The 16,089-nt window shown below is 69.9% G+C and carries 14 protein-coding genes and 1 pseudogene; 8 read left to right on the forward strand and 7 right to left on the reverse strand.

The annotated features are described in order from the left end of the window. Positions 1 to 81: 81 nt before the first annotated feature. From gvpJ to TBR22_RS05955, 5 genes and pseudogenes are all read right to left on the reverse strand, one after another. Positions 82 to 294: pseudogene (gene gvpJ / locus TBR22_RS05935) on the reverse strand (gas vesicle protein GvpJ); the annotation flags it as partial. Between the two features lie 6 nt (positions 295 to 300). Next, positions 301 to 678, reverse strand: a complete 378-nt coding sequence (locus TBR22_RS05940; protein ID WP_239492041.1) for a gas vesicle protein GvpJ — start codon at positions 676 to 678, stop codon at positions 301 to 303. A gap of 4 nt (positions 679 to 682) precedes the next feature. Then, complete coding sequence (locus TBR22_RS05945; protein WP_370651399.1) at positions 683 to 1,102, reverse strand: response regulator; 420 nt, start codon at positions 1,100 to 1,102, stop codon at positions 683 to 685. Positions 1,103 to 1,400: 298 nt separating this feature from the next. Further along, on the reverse strand, positions 1,401 to 2,864 hold the full coding sequence (locus TBR22_RS05950) for a Gfo/Idh/MocA family protein (protein WP_239492043.1): 1,464 nt from the start codon (positions 2,862 to 2,864) through the stop codon (positions 1,401 to 1,403). Positions 2,865 to 3,198: 334 nt separating this feature from the next. Continuing rightward, on the reverse strand, positions 3,199 to 3,801 hold the full coding sequence (locus tag TBR22_RS05955; protein WP_239492044.1) for a DUF2585 domain-containing protein: 603 nt from the start codon (positions 3,799 to 3,801) through the stop codon (positions 3,199 to 3,201). A 207-nt stretch (positions 3,802 to 4,008) separates the two neighbouring features. On the opposite strand from TBR22_RS05955, the gene TBR22_RS05960 reads away from it, so the two are divergent. From TBR22_RS05960 to TBR22_RS05985, 6 genes are all read left to right on the forward strand, one after another. Next, the gene (locus TBR22_RS05960; RefSeq protein ID WP_239492045.1) at positions 4,009 to 5,529 is read left to right on the forward strand and encodes a DEAD/DEAH box helicase; all 1,521 of its coding nucleotides are present in this window, start codon (positions 4,009 to 4,011) and stop codon (positions 5,527 to 5,529) included. 558 nt (positions 5,530 to 6,087) lie between these two features. Further along, positions 6,088 to 6,414: a c-type cytochrome gene (locus TBR22_RS05965; RefSeq protein ID WP_239492046.1), complete on the forward strand. Its 327-nt coding sequence runs from the start codon at positions 6,088 to 6,090 to the stop codon at positions 6,412 to 6,414. A 9-nt stretch (positions 6,415 to 6,423) separates the two neighbouring features. Then, complete coding sequence (locus tag TBR22_RS05970; RefSeq protein ID WP_239492047.1) at positions 6,424 to 7,821, forward strand: NapC/NirT family cytochrome c; 1,398 nt, start codon at positions 6,424 to 6,426, stop codon at positions 7,819 to 7,821. Positions 7,822 to 7,883: 62 nt separating this feature from the next. Next, the gene (locus TBR22_RS05975; RefSeq protein ID WP_239492048.1) at positions 7,884 to 8,936 is read left to right on the forward strand and encodes a DmsE family decaheme c-type cytochrome; all 1,053 of its coding nucleotides are present in this window, start codon (positions 7,884 to 7,886) and stop codon (positions 8,934 to 8,936) included. Positions 8,937 to 8,949: 13 nt separating this feature from the next. After that, the gene (locus TBR22_RS05980; RefSeq protein ID WP_239492049.1) at positions 8,950 to 11,109 is read left to right on the forward strand and encodes an MtrB/PioB family decaheme-associated outer membrane protein; all 2,160 of its coding nucleotides are present in this window, start codon (positions 8,950 to 8,952) and stop codon (positions 11,107 to 11,109) included. A gap of 213 nt (positions 11,110 to 11,322) precedes the next feature. Then, positions 11,323 to 12,243 (forward strand): glycerophosphodiester phosphodiesterase family protein, encoded by a 921-nt coding sequence (locus tag TBR22_RS05985; protein ID WP_239492050.1) that lies wholly within the window; start codon positions 11,323 to 11,325, stop codon positions 12,241 to 12,243. 19 nt (positions 12,244 to 12,262) lie between these two features. Here TBR22_RS05985 and TBR22_RS05990 read toward each other — a convergent pair whose 3' ends face one another. Further along, the gene (locus tag TBR22_RS05990) at positions 12,263 to 13,111 is read right to left on the reverse strand and encodes a GNAT family N-acetyltransferase (protein ID WP_239492051.1); all 849 of its coding nucleotides are present in this window, start codon (positions 13,109 to 13,111) and stop codon (positions 12,263 to 12,265) included. A gap of 114 nt (positions 13,112 to 13,225) precedes the next feature. Here TBR22_RS05990 and menC point away from each other — a divergent pair, with 114 nt between their 5' ends. Then, on the forward strand, positions 13,226 to 14,380 hold the full coding sequence (gene menC / locus TBR22_RS05995) for an o-succinylbenzoate synthase (protein WP_239492052.1): 1,155 nt from the start codon (positions 13,226 to 13,228) through the stop codon (positions 14,378 to 14,380). A 195-nt stretch (positions 14,381 to 14,575) separates the two neighbouring features. Here the strand turns inward: menC and TBR22_RS06000 are convergent, their stop codons facing one another. After that, complete coding sequence (locus TBR22_RS06000; protein WP_239492053.1) at positions 14,576 to 15,733, reverse strand: M20 family metallopeptidase; 1,158 nt, start codon at positions 15,731 to 15,733, stop codon at positions 14,576 to 14,578. Between the two features lie 79 nt (positions 15,734 to 15,812). Here TBR22_RS06000 and TBR22_RS06005 point away from each other — a divergent pair, with 79 nt between their 5' ends. After that, positions 15,813 to 16,088: a DUF4242 domain-containing protein gene (locus TBR22_RS06005; RefSeq protein WP_239492054.1), complete on the forward strand. Its 276-nt coding sequence runs from the start codon at positions 15,813 to 15,815 to the stop codon at positions 16,086 to 16,088. Position 16,089 lies beyond the last annotated feature (1 nt).

Raw genomic sequence — 16,089 nt, forward strand, 5'->3', positions numbered from 1 at the left:
GACGCGGTCGCGTTCGGTGACCGTCGTGCCGGGCACGACCGGCGCCGCCACCGGCATGTCGGGCACGACTGTCGGCTCGAGCGCCGGCCGCGACACCATCGGGACCTGGCCGACGGCCTCGGCGTACTTCAGGTAGGTGTCGATCGATGCCACGACGACACGTGCCTCGACGGTGATGAGGTCGATGCCGACGAGGGACACCCGGAGCCAGGCGTCGATGACAATCCCCTTGTCGAGCACGCGGTCGAGCACGTCCACGAGGCTCGACCCGCCGGCAGCACGTTCCACGGGCATGGGGCACTACTCCTGTTGGCGCCGGCGGCGCGAAGACGAGGGCTTGGAGGCGGCGGCGCGACGCGCGGGCGTGCGGGCCGTCGTCGGGGGCGTGGCGGTCGCGGCCAGTTCCTGCAGGCGCGTCTCGAGCCTGCGGACCTCCTCGCGCAACTCCTCGGTCTCGCGCGCCGTGACGCGGCCGGGCGCGAGGTGCCGGTCGTACGTCCACCAATCGAGGCCCATCGCCTGTGCCTTGTCGAGCGAGCACACGATGAGCCGCACGCGGATGGTGAGCAACTCGACTTCGGCGAGCGAGATCTTGACGTCGCCGCCGACGAAGAGGCCCTTGTCCAGCACCCGGTCGAGCACCTCGACCAGGCCCGTGCTCCGGGGCGTCAGGTCCATGGCGTCAGGCCCCGCCCGGGATGGCGCCGCTGGCGGCGCGGAGGATGCGCGCGATCTCGGCCTCGAGCGCATGGGGCAGGCACGGCTTGGTGACGAAGGCGTCGCAGCCCGCGCCACGGGCCCGTTGTTCTTCGCCGTTGAGGGCGTGGGCCGTGAGCGCGATGATCGGGATGTCGAGCGTGCGCGGGTCTCGCTTGAGCATGCGCGCGAGTTCCCAGCCGTCGATGCCTGGCAGCGACAAGTCCATGAGGATCACCTGGGGTCGCAGCGCGAGCGCCTTGTCGAGCGCCTCGTGTCCGTCGGCGGCCTCCTCGACGCGGTAGCCGCGCCGGGCGAGGAAGAAGCCGTACATCTCGCGAGCGTCTGGATAGTCGTCCACGAGCAGCACGAGCGGCGCTACTTGGACGGACGGAAGGTCGGCCATGGAATGCACGGGAACGCGCGACAGAGGTCGCAGCATAGTGCAGGGTCAGAGGCGCTGGCAATGCTGTAGCGGAAGAATACTCGTCCGTAGAGTCTTACGGATGAGCCAACGCGGACGCCGGCCGCCCGAACGAGCAACGACGAACGCGAGAGACGGAACGTCTGGGGAGGAGGGCCCAGAGATGCGTGCCCGTACGCTTACCTCATGAGTCGTCAGTCGAGGCGAGTGCAAAGCACGACGCCCCCGGCGCCTCGAGGGCACCGGGGGCGTCGTGGGTGGAGCGTGCGGGCCGCGCGGGCTACTCGGTGCGGGCGATCGGCTTGATCTCCCAGCCCTTGCGGTACTCGCGGGTGAGGAGCTTGTCGGCGTCCTTGTCGTTGACGAACGTCTCGGTCTTGCCGTCGAACTGCAACTGGCGACCGACGCGATACGAGATGTTGGCCAGGTGCGGCAGCGCGGAGGAGAGGTGGCCCTCCATGATGTCGCAGGTCAGCTTCTTCGGGTCGTTGGCGCGGATGGCGTCGACGAAGTTCTGGTAGTGCGGTGTCTCGATGCTGAAGAGCACGAGCGGGTCGCTGCCGCTGTTGGGCGGCGGCGCGTCCGAACCGGGGCCCTTCTCGTCCTTGCTGCGGCCCTTGTACGACTGCCACTTGCGGCCGTCGCCATCGACCCACAGCCAGCCTTCGCTGCCGTAGAACAGGTTGCCGATCTTGACGCTGCCTTCCTCGTTGGTGGCCTCGCCGCGGGTCGCGAACTCGAGGATGGTGCCGTCGGCGTACTCGAACAGCGAGGTCTGCACGTTGGGCGTCTGCTGGGCCGACTCGGGCCCGAAGTAGCCGCCATACGAGCTCACCTTGACCGGGTGTTCCTGCTTGCCGAGGCCCCAGCGCGCGATGTCGAACTGGTGCGGGCCCTGGTTGCCGGTGTCGCCGTTGCCGTACGACCAGTTCCAGTGCCAGTTGTAGTGGAAGCGGTTGACGTTGAACGGGGTCTTGGCGGCCGGGCCGAGCCACAGGTCGTAGTCGACCTTGGAGAGGTACGCGGCGTCCCAGGCCGGTTCGGGACGGGCCTCGGAGTTGAGCCTGAAGGTCTGCCCGGCGGCGAGCGGGCCGTCGGGGTACTTGCCGATGGGGGGACGCGGCTTGAAGCACAGGCCGCGGGCCATGTAGACCTTGCCGATGCCGCCGTCCTTGATGAACTGCATCGCCTGGCGGACGGCCGGGCGGCTGCGGTTCATCGTGCCGACCTGCACGATCTTGCCGTACTTCTTCTGCGCCTCGACTTCCTGGCGGCCTTCCCAGATCGTGTAGTTGGAGGGCTTCTCCACGTACACGTGCTTGCCGGCCTGCAGCGCCATGATCGTCATCAGCGCGTGCCAGTGGTTCGGCGTCGCGATGATCACGCCGTCGACGTCCTTGTCGTCGAGCACGCGGCGGAAGTCCTGCACGAAGGCGGGCTTGAAGGTCGGCACGTCGGCGAGTGCCTTGTCGTTGACGCGCTCGGCCTCGAGGTTGAGGTCGACGTCGGCCAGCGTCTTGATCTCGACGTTCTTCAGCTTGGCGAAGCCGCGCTTGAGTGCGTTGCCCTGGCCGCGCACGCCGATGCTGGCCAGCACCAGCTTGTCGTTGGCGCCCTGGATGCGCGTGGCGCCGAGCGCCGTCGACGGAAGGAAGTGGCCGCCGGCGGCCACCACCGCAGCGGTCACGCCGAGTCGGGACGCGAACTCGCGCCGCGACATGCCATTGCCCTGTTGATCTGCCACTGTGGCCTCCATACGGGGCACGTCTCGACCGACGGCGCCCGAGAGTCTCTGGTCTGAACCCCGGAGTCTACCACTGGTCGGACCACCACGGGGCAGCGGTGGCTGGCCACCCGGACGGCCTTCGTCATCCGGCCGTCGGCCTTCGTGGCGTCAGGCGGCGGTCGGCAGTTGGCAGTCGGCAGTCAACAGCAGGGGCCGGGCCGGCCGCCCTGTCCTGTGAATGCCGCGATGCAGGGAATGCCGACAATGTCGGCGTGGGTCGGGGCTTCCGACATTCGCAGCATTCGCGGCATCGCGGCATTCCGGTCGAGGCGTCGCGGCAATGGCAGGCGGGCTAGCCGCCCGCCTGCCATTGCCGCACGGCCTCGATCGGGTAGAGCAGCATCAGGATGTTCAGCGTCAGGTTGTCGCGAATCAGGTAGCCGACGACCAGTTCCATGGTCACGGCCGCGACCACGACCAGCCACACCGGCAGCCGCGCCGCCAGCACGAAGCCCAGGATCATCGCGGTCACGTCGCTCAGCGAGTTGAGGACGCTGTCGCCGTAGTAGTCGAGCGCGATCGTCGCTTCGCGGTACCGGTTGATCACCATGTCGGTGTTCTCGAGCAGCTCCCACCCGCCCTCGAGCAGCACCGCCAGGACGAGCCGCAGACCGACCGGCACGCGCCGCGCCACCAGCCAGAGCAGCCCGTAGAAGAGGAAGCCATGGATGACGTGCGAGAACGTGTACCAGTCGGAGAGGTGCTGCGAGTTGTCGGAACTGTTCACCGCGGCGACCCACAGCAGGACGTGGCCGCACCGACAGATGGGCACGCGCCCCATCAGCAGGAGCAGCAGGCCGGTCGCGGTCATCAGGGCCCCGACCGCGGCGATGGTCCGCGTGCTCGCCAGCGTGTCGAAGGACCGCGCCCATGTCGGTGGGGCAGGAGACGGCATGCGCCGAGTGTAGGGGAAAGCCGGGCAACGCCGAACTCGCCGCGCGCCGGAGGCGCACATCGGCGAGTCGCCGAACGCCGAACGAAGAACGCCGAAGGACGGGGCCGTTCGGTCTCCCCAGCCCGGCGGCCGGTGCCCGCCGGCCGGTGCCCGGAGTCCGCAGCCCGGCGCCCGGAGCCCGGTGCCCGTGGTCCGGTACACTGATGCGTGCCGTTCTCACACCTCGGGCTGCATCCCAGCCTCACGCGCGCCCTCAAGGAACTCGGATTCACCCGGCCCACGCCCATCCAGTCGGATGCGATCCCGCCGGCGCTCGCCGGGCGCGACGTCCTGGCCTGCGCGGCCACCGGCAGTGGCAAGACGGCGGCGTTCCTCCTGCCGATCCTGCAGAAGCTGCTCGCGCTGCCGCGGGGGACCACCCGGGCGCTGGTGCTGACGCCGACCCGTGAGTTGGCGGCGCAGATCCTCGAGGATCTCAACACCTTCGCCGTGCACACGCCGATCAGCGCCGCCGCCGTCTTCGGTGGCGTCGGCATGGGCCCGCAGGAGCAGGCGTTCAGGCGCGGCGTCGACGTCATCATCGCCACGCCCGGCCGCCTCCTCGATCACTTCCGGATGCCGTACGCGAAGCTGGCCGGTCTCGAGTTCCTCGTGCTCGACGAGGCCGATCGGATGCTCGACATGGGCTTCCTGCCCGACATCAAGCGGGTGCTCAAGCACATCCCGCATGCGCGCCAGACCCTGTTCTTCAGCGCGACGATGCCGGCGCCGATCGTCGCGCTGACGCGCGAGCTGCTGCGCGATCCCGCGACGATCAACCTGGCGCGCCAGGCCGCCCCGGCCACCGGGATCACCCAGGCCGTGTACCCCGTCTCGCAGGACCTCAAGGGCGCGCTGCTGACGGCGCTGTTGCAGCGCGGAGTGATGACGCAGGCGCTGGTCTTCACTCGCACCAAGCACCGGGCCGATCGCCTGACCGCCTACCTGGAGAAGCAGGGCGTCAAGGCGGCGCGCATCCACGGCAACCGATCGCAGGCGCAGCGCACCCTGGCGCTGGCCGGCTTCAAGAGCGGCGAGTTCCCCGTGCTGGTCGCCACCGACATCGCCGCCCGTGGCATCGACGTCACCGAACTCGGGCACGTGGTGAACTTCGACGTGCCGGTGGCGGCCGAGGACTACATCCATCGCGTCGGCCGCACCGGTCGCGCGGAGGCCACCGGCGAGGCCTTCACCTTCGTGTCCAAGGAGGAGGAAGGCGAGTGGGCGGCCATCGAGAAGGTGGTGGGCAAGCGGCTGCCCCGCGTGCAACTGCCGGACTTCGACTACAGCGCCAGGCCCGAGGTGCGACTCGAGATCCCGCTGGCCGAGCGCATCGCGGCCATCCGCAAGCGCAAGGCGGAGGAACGGGCGCGAGCCCAGGCCAAGGCCGCGGCCCGCGCCGCGCGCCTGCCCGGCAGCGTGCGGGGCAGCAGCACCGGCCCGATCTCGCGCCCGGGCGGCGGCCGAGGCGGCCAGGCGCCACGCGGTGACGGCGCCGGCCAGGGGCACGCACAAGGCGGCGATGCGACGCGCGGGCAGGGCCAGCCGGGCTCGACGCGTCCGGCGCCGGCGATCCACGCCCGGCCACATGGCGGTGGGCGGCCGGGCGGGCCCTCGCGACCGGCGGGCGGCGGGCGTCCCGGCGGTCCCCGCCGTGGCCCTGGCGGCGGTCCCCGACGCGGCCGCTGATCACCCGCGCCCGATGCGCGCGCGGGCCGGTGCCGATCGCGACGGGTGATCCGCGTCGGCGTCGCGGACCCGCGCGCTCGCCGCACCGGGACGACCAACGCCTCTCATGCCGGACGATCGCGTGTCGGCGTCGCGGCACTGCCGGATACGCGGCGGGATGATTCTCGCGTAGGTCTCCTCCTACACCGCTGGCGCGTTCCCGCCAGCGGCCGCCGCACGTCGACGACGCCGCTGCGCACCCACGCACGGAATCCCTCGAAATCAGGCGCGTTTTCGAACGGTCGTGCGGCGCGGCCCGGCTGCGGCATGCCGTGATTCCGTCAGGGGTATCGCGCTGGCGTCGCAAAGCCGCGATGGCGACTCCGAAAGTCGCCATTTTCGCGCGCACTTACCGCTTGGATGGCCTCCGCTGCTGCGCTATTCTCCGCCTGCATCGTCCGCGGTTGCCGACTTTCCGGCAGCGCGTCCGGTGTGTCGCACTCGCGAGCGGAGGACGCCGGCATGTCGACGTGCCTGCCTCCACTTCACGCGCCGCTCGCTGCGAGAAGGAGACGTGAGATGAAGCGTATTGCCACGGGTGCCGTCCTTGCCGCCATCGTCGCCCTCCCGTCCGTGCTGAGCGCACAGGACATCGAGAAGGGCAAGGCCGTGTACGCGGCCAACAAGTGCCAGACCTGCCATGCCATCGAGGGCAAGGGCAACAAGAAGTTCCCCCTCGACGGGGTGGGCGGCAAGCTGTCGACCGCCGACATCACCAAGTGGATCACGGCGCCCGCCGAGATGGAAGCCAAGCTGGCCGAGAAGCCCAAGATTCACATGAAGGCCTACAAGCTGGCTGACGAGGACCTGAAGGCCCTCGTGGGCTACATGGCGAGCCTGAAGTAGGGGTGTGCTGTGACTGACGGCCGGCCCATCCTTCCGCGCGCGTTCACCGCGCACCCGCTGGCCGCCCTGGGGGCCGCGCTCACGACGTTGAGCGCGGTGCTCTTCCTGCTCTTCTGGATCATCGAGAGCGCGGGTTGGCTGGAGAATCCGTACCTCGGGCTCCTGACCTTCGTCCTGCTCCCGGCCCTGTTCGTGTTCGGGCTGGTGCTGATCCCTGCGGGCCTCTGGCTCGCCCGTCGCCGTGAGCGCGCCGGCAAGGGACCATTCCGCTGGCCCTCGCTCGATCTCACCGACGCGCGCGTCCGCGGCTGGGTCTTCCTCATCGGCATCGCCACCATCCTCAACACCCTGCTGGTGACGATGGCGGCCACCGAGGCCGTGCACTACATGGATTCGCCGGCGTTCTGCGGGCAGGTCTGCCACACGCAGATGAATCCGCACTACGTGCAGTGGCAGCGCGGGCCGGCCCACACCAAGGTGGCGTGCGCGAGCTGTCACATCGGCACCGGGGCGAAGGGCTTCGTGATGGCCAAGACCCGTGGCACGGCGCAGCTGCTGCACGTGATCACGGGCAAGTACCCGACGCCGGTCCCGACGCCGCTCGAGTACCGTCCGCCGGCCGAGCAGACCTGCGGCAAGTGCCACGAGGCGACCCGCTGGATCGGCGAGCGTCGTCGCCTGTTCACCGACATCGGCGAGGACCAGGCCAATACCCCGACGCAGACGCTGCTGACGCTGCTGGTCGGCGGCACCAGGCCGGATGGATCGGCCACCGGCTTCCACTGGCACGCCAACCCGGGCAACGAGATCGAGTACATCGCGACCGACGAGCACCGCGGAAAAATTCCCTGGGTCCGCGTGAAAAACGCGAAGGGCGAGGTCAAGGAGTTCGTCGTCGAGGGGTTCGATCCGGCCAAGGGCGGTGAGCGCCGCCGGATGGACTGCATCGACTGCCACAACAAGGTGGCGCACCCGTTTGCGGCCAGTGCCGAGCGCGCGGTCGATCGCGCGATCGTCGATGGCCGTCTCGACGCCCGCCTGCCGTTCCTGCGACGCGAGGCGGTGAAGCTGCTGAAGGCCGAGTACGCCACGCACGAGCAGGCGCGCACGGCAATTGCATCAGCGCTCGAGAAGTTCTACGCCGGGGGCGAGGGCGCCGCCGCCGGCCCCGTGGACCGTGGTGCAGTCACGGCCGCGTCCCGCGTGCTCGCGGAGTTGCACGGCGCCTACGTCTTCCCGGCCATGAAGGTCACGTTCGGCACCTACATCAGCAACGGTGGGCACACCGACGCCGACGGCTGCTTCCGGTGCCACGACGACGAGCACAAGGCCAAGGACGGCTCGGTCATCAAGCAGGACTGCGAGACGTGTCACCGGGAAGAGGAGATCGCCCCCGCGACGGAGTGAGCGCGGCGAGGGCGGAAGCACGACGACGCACCTGATCGCGCCCAGGTGCTGGAGAGGATGAAATGAGGCGAGCAGCGAAGGCGTGGACCGGCATCATCGCCGTGTTCACGGTATGGGTGGCCGTCACCGTCACGTCGATTGGCGTGAAGGCGACCGCCGACCAGGAAGGCGTCGTGCGGCCGCAGCCGCGCGCCGCCGCGACCCCGGTGGCCCCACTGCCGCCGGCCACCCCGCCGCACGCGGCGCTGGCGACCGGCACCGGCAAGTTCAAGGCCACCCTGGCCAACGGCCAGCCGGCGCCCGGCTACACGGGCGATGACGTCTGCCTGCAGTGCCACGAGGCGCAGGGCAGCATCAACAAGACCCCGCACGGCCGTGCCAAGAACCCGCGCACCCCGATGGCCAACAACGGCTGCGAGAGCTGCCACGGCCCGGGCCAGGCGCACGTCGACGACGACGACAAGGGCAAGATCCTCAAGTTCGGCGACACCAAGGTCGACGCCCGCACCGGCAACGAGACCTGCCTGTCCTGCCACACCAAGGGGCCGCATGCCCTGTGGGACGGCAGCGCGCACGACGCGCGCAACCTCGCGTGCGCCTCGTGCCACAGCGTCCACTCGCCCAAGTCGGCCGAGAACCAGCTGAAGGCCGAGGATCAGGGCACGCTGTGCGCCACCTGCCATCGCCAGCAGTCGGCCAAGATGCGCCGCGCCTCGCACATGCCGGTGACCGAGGGCAAGATGGAGTGCTCCTCGTGCCACAACCCGCACGGGGCGACCAACGTCAAGCTGCTCAAGGTCGGCAACTGGATCAACGAGTCGTGCGTGAGCTGCCACGCCGAGAAGCGCGGCCCGTTCCTGTACGAGCACGCGGGCGGTCGCGAGAACTGTGTGAGCTGCCACGATCCGCACGGGTCGCCGCACGAGCGCATGCTCGTGGCGAAGGTGCCGATGCTCTGCCAGCGGTGCCACAACCACTCGCGGCATCCCCCCACCATCTACGACCAGGCGCAGTTGAACAACAAGAGCAACCGCATGCTGTCGCGCGGCTGCGTCAACTGCCACTCGAACGTCCACGGGTCGAACCACCCCGCGGGCAAGACCTTCCTGCGCTAGAGAGGAGACGATCATGACGACACGCATGCTTGCCGTCGGCCTGTTCGGCGCCCTCCTGTGCGCCACGCCGACATCGGCCCAGACCCCGTTCGGGCAGCCGCCAGCCGACGACGCACAGGCGGGGCCGGTGCTCGACCCGAACTTCCGCTCGATCGACTTCGGCGTCCGCTTCACCGACGTCGACGGCGACGAGGCGCGCCTGCAGCGGTACCGCGACCTGCGCACCGGCCCGGTGGTGCAGGGCTTCCGCTGGACCAGCGAGAACCAGGACCGCCTGTGGCGGCTCGAGGCCGACAACGTCGGCTACCGCGACCAGCGCTATTCGGGTGAGTTCGAGCAGTTCGGTCGCTTCAAGGGCTGGTTCCAGTACAACCAGATCCCGTACTTCCAGTCGAACGTGACGCGCACGCCCTACACCGTGGAGAGCTCCACGGTGGTGACCGTGCCCGACTCGATGCAGACCGCGATCGGTACCGGCGTGGCGACCCTGCCCGGCATCGTCGACCAGTTCGCCAACCCGTTCGAGCTGCGCGTCAAGCGCGACATCACCAGCCTCGGCGGGCAGTATCAGCTGAACCGTGCGACCGACATCAACTTCTCGTTGATCTCGACCGGCCGCAGCGGCAACCAGCCGTGGGGCGCGAGCTTCGGCATGGCGTCGACGCAGGAGATCCCGGCGCCGATCGAGCAGCGCGACACCCAGATCGCGGCCAACCTGGAGTGGGCCAACAAGACGGCGATGTTCCGCGCCGGCTACGACGGCTCGCTGTTCAACACCAGCACCGACACGCTGACCTTCGACAACCCGCTGCGCATCACCAACACGAGCACCGCGACCTCGATCGGCCGCCTCTCGCGCTGGGCAGGCAGCTCGATGCACACCCTCTCGGCCACGGGCTCGATCGCCCTCCCGGCCCGGAGCCGCGTCATCGCCTACGTGGGGCAGTCGACGATGACCAGCGACGCCAACATCCTGCCGTGGACCATCAACCCGGCGATCACGCCGCCCCCGCAGGAGCGCACCGCGCTCGAGGGCGAGGTCGACGTGACGTCGCTGATGCTGCGGTTCAACTCGCGCCCGACGCGCTGGATGTGGCTCAACGCCAACTACCGCAGCTACGACCTGAACAACAAGACGCCGGTGTTCGAGTACACGCAGCGCGTCGCGTACGACACGACGCTCGGTGCGTCGGTCGGCGAGAGCGAGCCCGTCTCGATGGACCGTGACCTGCTCGAGCTCGACGCGTCGCTGACGCCCTTCCGCAACGGCGCTTTCCGCGTCGGCTTCGTCCGGGAAGACGTCCAGCGGACGTTCCGCATCTTCGACACGACCGTCGAGGACACGTTCCGGGTCGGCTACGACTGGACCTCCAACAAGTGGTTCACGGTCCGTGCCGACTGGTCGACGGCCGAGCGCCGCGGCGAGGGCTTCAATCCGGAGATCCTCGAAGAGGTGGGCGAGCAGCCCGGCATGCGTCACCCCGACGTCGCCAACCGCGACAGGGACCAGGGCCGCGTGATCCTGACGGCCATGCCGACCGATTCGCTGTCGCTCAACTTCACGGCCTCGGCCGGCACCAACGACTACGTCGACACGTCGTACGGCCTCAGGGCGAACGACTTCTCCTCGTGGGGCTTCGGCTTCGACTTCGCCCCCAGCGACGCGTTCAACCTCGGCGCCAACTACGTGAGCGAGGACATGACCTCGCTGACGACCAGCCGCACCGCCAACCCGGCGCCAGACCCGGGCTTCTTCGACCCGCGGCGCGACTGGAACGACGACATCGAGGAGAACGTCGAGACCGTGAGCGCGTACCTCGAGGTGCCGAAGATGTTCAGCAAGCTCGACTTCGCCGCCAACTACGACTACACGAAGGCCGACACGTCGTGGAACTACACGCTCGTGCCGAACACGGTCCTGCCCACGCCGATCCAGCTCAACCCGGTGAGCAACGCCTGGACGCAGCTGCGCCTCGACACCAAGTACTGGCTGCGCCGCAACCTCGCGCTCGGCGTGACCTACATGTTCGACAAGTTCGACGTGTCGGACTGGGCCCTGAGCCCGACGACGCTCGACCGCCTGGCGTACTCGAACACCTTCATGCTGATGAACTACACCTGGGAGAACTACACGGCCCACACGGTGTGGCTCAAGGCGACGTACCTCTGGTAGGGAACCGGGCACCGGGATCCGGGTTCCGGGCTCCGGGGCTCGGATGACATGCGAAGGGCGCCTCCAACGAGGCGCCTTTCGTGTCTCTGGGACAATGCCGCGTAAATGGCGCGATGCCGGGAATGCCGTTGGCCACGAAGGTAGGGCGGGGTGTCCCACCCCGCCGTTGGTCATCGACCCGGTGCCCGGTCACCTGTGGGATGCTCTTCGCGCATGACGCTCCCTCGCCGCGCCCTCTTCCTTGCCAGCCTCCTCGCCGGTCCCGGACTCGTCGCCATGCTGGCCCAGGGTACGCCGCCACCACGACCGTGGGTCGTCGCCCATCGCGGGGCCTCGGCCTACGCGCCCGAGAACACCGTTCCCGCGTTCTCCGTCGCCATCGAGCAGGGCGCGACGTTCGTCGAGTTCGACATCCAGCGCACCAAGGACGGCGCGCTCGTGCTCCTGCACGACACGACGCTGGAGCGCACGACCGACGTCGAGCAGGTGTTCCCTGATCGGGGACGGCGCGTGCAGGTGAAGGGAGAGTGGCGCACGCAGTGGCCGCTCGCCGACTTCACGCTGGCCGAGGTGCGGAGGCTCGACGCCGGCACCTGGTTCGGCCCGCACTTCGCGGGCACGCGCGTCCCCACGTTCGCCGAGACGGTCGCCGCCGTGAAGGGACGCACGGGGCTGTTCATCGAGCTCAAGTCACCCGAGCGCTACCCGGGCATCGAAGCCGAGGTGCTGTCCGCGCTCCGGGCCGCCGGACTGGACCAGCCCTGGGCCAATCCGAAGACGCCGGTGGTCCTGCAGTCGTTCACGGTCGGGAGTCTGCGGATCCTGGCGGCGCTGAAGACGCCGCTGCCCATCCACCTGTTGTTCGGTCCCGCGGATGCGGCCACGTGGACGACGGGGGCCGGGCTCGCGGACGCACGCACGTTCGTGACCGGCCTCAGCCCCGACAAGCAGGTCGTCGCGGCCGATCCCGGCCTGGTGGCCAGGGCCCACGCCCACGGCATGCCCGTGACGCCCTACACCTTCCGCGCCTCGTCGGCGCCCGGCGCGCCGGACGTCCGCGACGAGATGCGCGCGGCGATCGACCGAGGCATCGACGGCGTGATCACCGACAACCCCGACCGCGTGCCGCGCTGACGCGCCGAACCCCCGCCTGTCAGCCCCTGGCGAGCAGGTAGTCTCCCCGGTCGCCCTGTCGTTCGAAGGCCACCGCCTCGTATCCGGACGCGAAGAGCGCATGGAACTGGGCGCGTGTCTGCAGGCGCCACGCGGTGGCCAGGTCGGGGGCATCCTGGAGCATCGCCGAGAAGCGCGCCGGGACGGGCACGCGCACGACGTCGGCATCGGGCAGCGTGGGCGCGGGGTGGTAGACGTCCCAGCCCGCCTCGGTCGACACACGGCCGGCAGGCGCGCCGGCACCCGGCACGATGCCGCCCAGCCGCGGCGATCGGATCGGCGTGCCGTCGGCTGACAGGTGCCACGTGGCGATGAACCGATCGGTGGGCGCGCCTCGGTGCAGATCGCTGCTGGAGTCGCCGTAGACGTGTTCGGCGTACTCGTCGGCGACGGCGCCGAGCTTGACGAGGTTCAGGTGAGCGTTCAGGCTCTGCAGCGGGTCGTACGTCCACTGGATCCGCGTGTAGCCGCGCGCCGCGACCCGTCGCGCCTGCTCGAGCTTGAGCTGCGTGCCCAGTCCCGAACTCCTCAGGTCATCGTCGATGCCCGTCATGTGCGACCAGTGCAGGCGATGCCCGTGGCGGTCGCCCGGCACCGAGAAGGCAAAGCCGCGCATCCGGCCGTCGATGAACGCCCCCAGCATTAGGGCGCCCGACTTGACCAGGGCCACCAGCAAGAGGACGGGGCTGACGTCGATGTCCTCGCAGGCCCAGATGCGGCGCTCCATCTCCTGCGCCAGGCGGAGGTCGTCGACCCGGGTCAGTTCGCGAAACTCCACGTCCCCGGGAAGCAACCGTGTCGGGCCGTCCACACGCGCCAGATCGATCATCGCAGGCAGGATAACGCCTGACGCCTGACGCCTGGCGGCAGCCCGCGCCCGGTGCGCGGTCCCCGGTGCGCGGTCCCCGGTGCCCGGTGCCCGACCGTTGTGTACGATCCCCCGATGTCCACCGACGCCTCCGTCCCCGTTCGCGCGCTCGCCGCCGCGGCCCCCGTGCGCCTCGAGTCCGTCGAGGTGCGCTACATCGCGCTCACGCTCGTGCGCCCCTTCGAGACCAGCTTCGGGCGCATGGATGCGCGCGTGATCCCGCTGGTGCGGATGGTGGCCGACGGTGTCGAGGGCTGGGGCGAGATCGTGGCCGACGACCTGCCGTTGTTCAGCGCCGACACCATCGCGGGCGCGCAGCACGTGCTCGCCGAGGCCTTCATCCCGGCGCTGCTCGGCCGACCGCTCTCGTCGGTGCAGGACGTGGCGGCGGCGCTGCGGCGGTTCAAGGGACATGCGATGGCCAAGGCCGGGCTCGAACTCGCCTTCATGGACCTCGCGGCGCGGACCCGCGGCGTGTCGATCAGCGAGGCGATCGGCGGCACCCGGGCCCGCGTGCCCGTCGGCGTGAGCCTCGGCATCGAGAAGGACGTGCCGACGCTGGTCGAGCAGGTGCTGCGGCACGTGGCGCAGGGCTACCAGCGCATCAAGCTGAAGATCAAGCCGGGCTGGGACGTCGACGTGGTACGCACCGTGCGCGAGGCCTATCCGACCGGACTGCTGTCGGTGGACGCCAACACCGCGTACACGCTGGCCGACGCCGATCACCTGCGCGCGCTCGACGCCTTCGACCTGTTGATGATCGAGCAGCCGCTGCAGCACGACGACCTGGTGGATCACGCCGCGCTGCAGAAGCTGCTGCGCACCGACATCTGCCTCGACGAGTCGATCGTCCATGCGCGCGCCGCCGCGCACGCGTTGGCGCTCGGCAGCTGTCGCCTCGTCAACATCAAGATCGGCCGGGTCGGCGGCTACACCGAGGCGCTGGGCATCCACGACACCTGCCAGGCGCACGGCGCCCCGGTCTGGTGCGGAGGGATGCTCGAATGCGGCATCGGGCGCGCCCACAACCTCGCGCTCGCCAGCCTGCCGAACTTCAGCCTGCCGGGCGACATCTCTGCGAGCAAGCGCTACTGGACGCGCGATGTGACGACGCCCTTCGAGGTCGCCGCCGATGGCACCGTCGGCGTGCCCACCGGACCCGGCATCGGCGTCGCCATCGACATGGACTTCATCGACGACATCACGACGGCGCGGCACGAGTACAGATGAAGAGAAGGAAGAAGAGTAGAAGGGAAGAAGGGTAGAAGGCAGGGCGGGAAGGGCGAAGGCGGGAAGGGCGAAAGGGGGAAGGGCGAAGGCGGAAGGGCGGAGGCGGAAGGGCGGAGGCGGAGGAGCGAAGGCGGAAGGACGAAGGCGGAAGGGCGGAGGCGGAGGAGCGAAGGCGGAAGGACGAAGGCCCAGCGCCTAATCTGCGGCGACCGCCGTCTCGTCGAGCCTGAGGATGATCGCGGCGGCCAGCGCCGCGCGATCGGCGAGGCTGGCGATCTCGACGTGCTCGTGGCGGGCGTGGGCGCCGTCGCCGATCGCGCCGAGGCCGTCGAGGGTGGGCACCCCGAGGGCCGCCGTGAAGTTGCCGTCGGAGGCCCCGCCGGTCGCGCCTTCGCCGACCTCGAGGCCGAGCGCGGCACCCGCCTCGCGCGCCACGGCGAACAGCCGCTGCACGTGCGGGCCCCGCTCCATCGGCGGGCGATCGAAGCCGCCGCGCCAGGCGAGGCGGACGCGCGGGTCTGCCGCGTCGAGCGCCGCGAAGGCGCGCTCGATCCGCGCCTGCTCGGCGGCGGCGCTCACGCGCACGTCGATTTCGGCATGCGCGTGCTCGGCGACGACGTTCGAGCGCGACCCGCCCGCGACCACGCCGGCGTTGATGGTGGTGCCCAGCGCGGGCGCCTGCAGTTCGTGCATGGCGAGGATCTGCCGCGCCAGTTCGGTGATGGCCGAGGCGCCGGCCTCGGGCGAGATGCCGGCATGCGCCGACACGCCATGGACGTCGAGGCGCCACGTGCCCACGCCCTTGCGCGCCGTCTTGAGCACGCCGCCCGGCAGCGCCGGCTCGAACACGAGCACCGCGTCGCTCGACCGCGCCTCGGCCTCGATGAGGCCGCGCGACGTCTCGCTGCCGACTTCCTCGTCGACGGTGAAGAGGCATCGCAGCCGCAGGCGCCGGAGCGCGGGGGCGACCACCCGGGCGGCGCAGATCGCCAGCACGAGGCCTGCCTTCATGTCGAAGGTGCCCGGGCCGTACAGCCGCCCGTCGCGGACCTCGACGGGCATCTGTTCGATCGTGCCGATGGGCCACACCGTGTCGAAGTGCCCGAGCAGCAGCACCTGGCGCTCGCCCGTCCCGAACGTGGCGCGCAGGTGCGCGCCCGCGGTGCCACCGTCGAGGGCCTCGACGAGCGCGCCGGCGTCCTCGAGCAGGGTCGTGATGGCGACACCGCATCGGTGCAGGGCGTCGGCGTCGCCGCTCGGCGACTCGAGTCGCGCGAGGGCGGCGATGGTCTCCACGAGCCACGCCGCGCGTGCGTGGCACGCATCCCGTATGTCAGTAGGTGAAATGGACATGGCGGACGCGTCCGGCTCTCTCCGTGTTCACAAGGATGAGCCGCAGACGTTATTGTCACCCGAGGAGAAACCTGACCACATGCCCATGTACATGATCGAACGGGACGTTCCCGGCGCCCATACATTGACCGCAGAGCAGCAGGCCGGCATCTCGGGGGCGTCCTGCGCCGTCCTCGACGGCATGGGGCCACAGATCAAGTGGCTCCAGAGCTACGCCACCGAGAACAAGATCACCTGCATCTACGAGGCGGCCAGCGAGGACCTGATTCGCGAGCACGGCGCCAAGGGCGGCTTCCCCGTCACGCGCATCAGCGAGATCGCCAGCGTGCTCAGTCCGGCCCTCGCCGGCAAGTAGC

The organism is Luteitalea sp. TBR-22 (assembly GCF_016865485.1).
Classification (GTDB): Bacteria; Acidobacteriota; Vicinamibacteria; order Vicinamibacterales; family Vicinamibacteraceae; genus Luteitalea.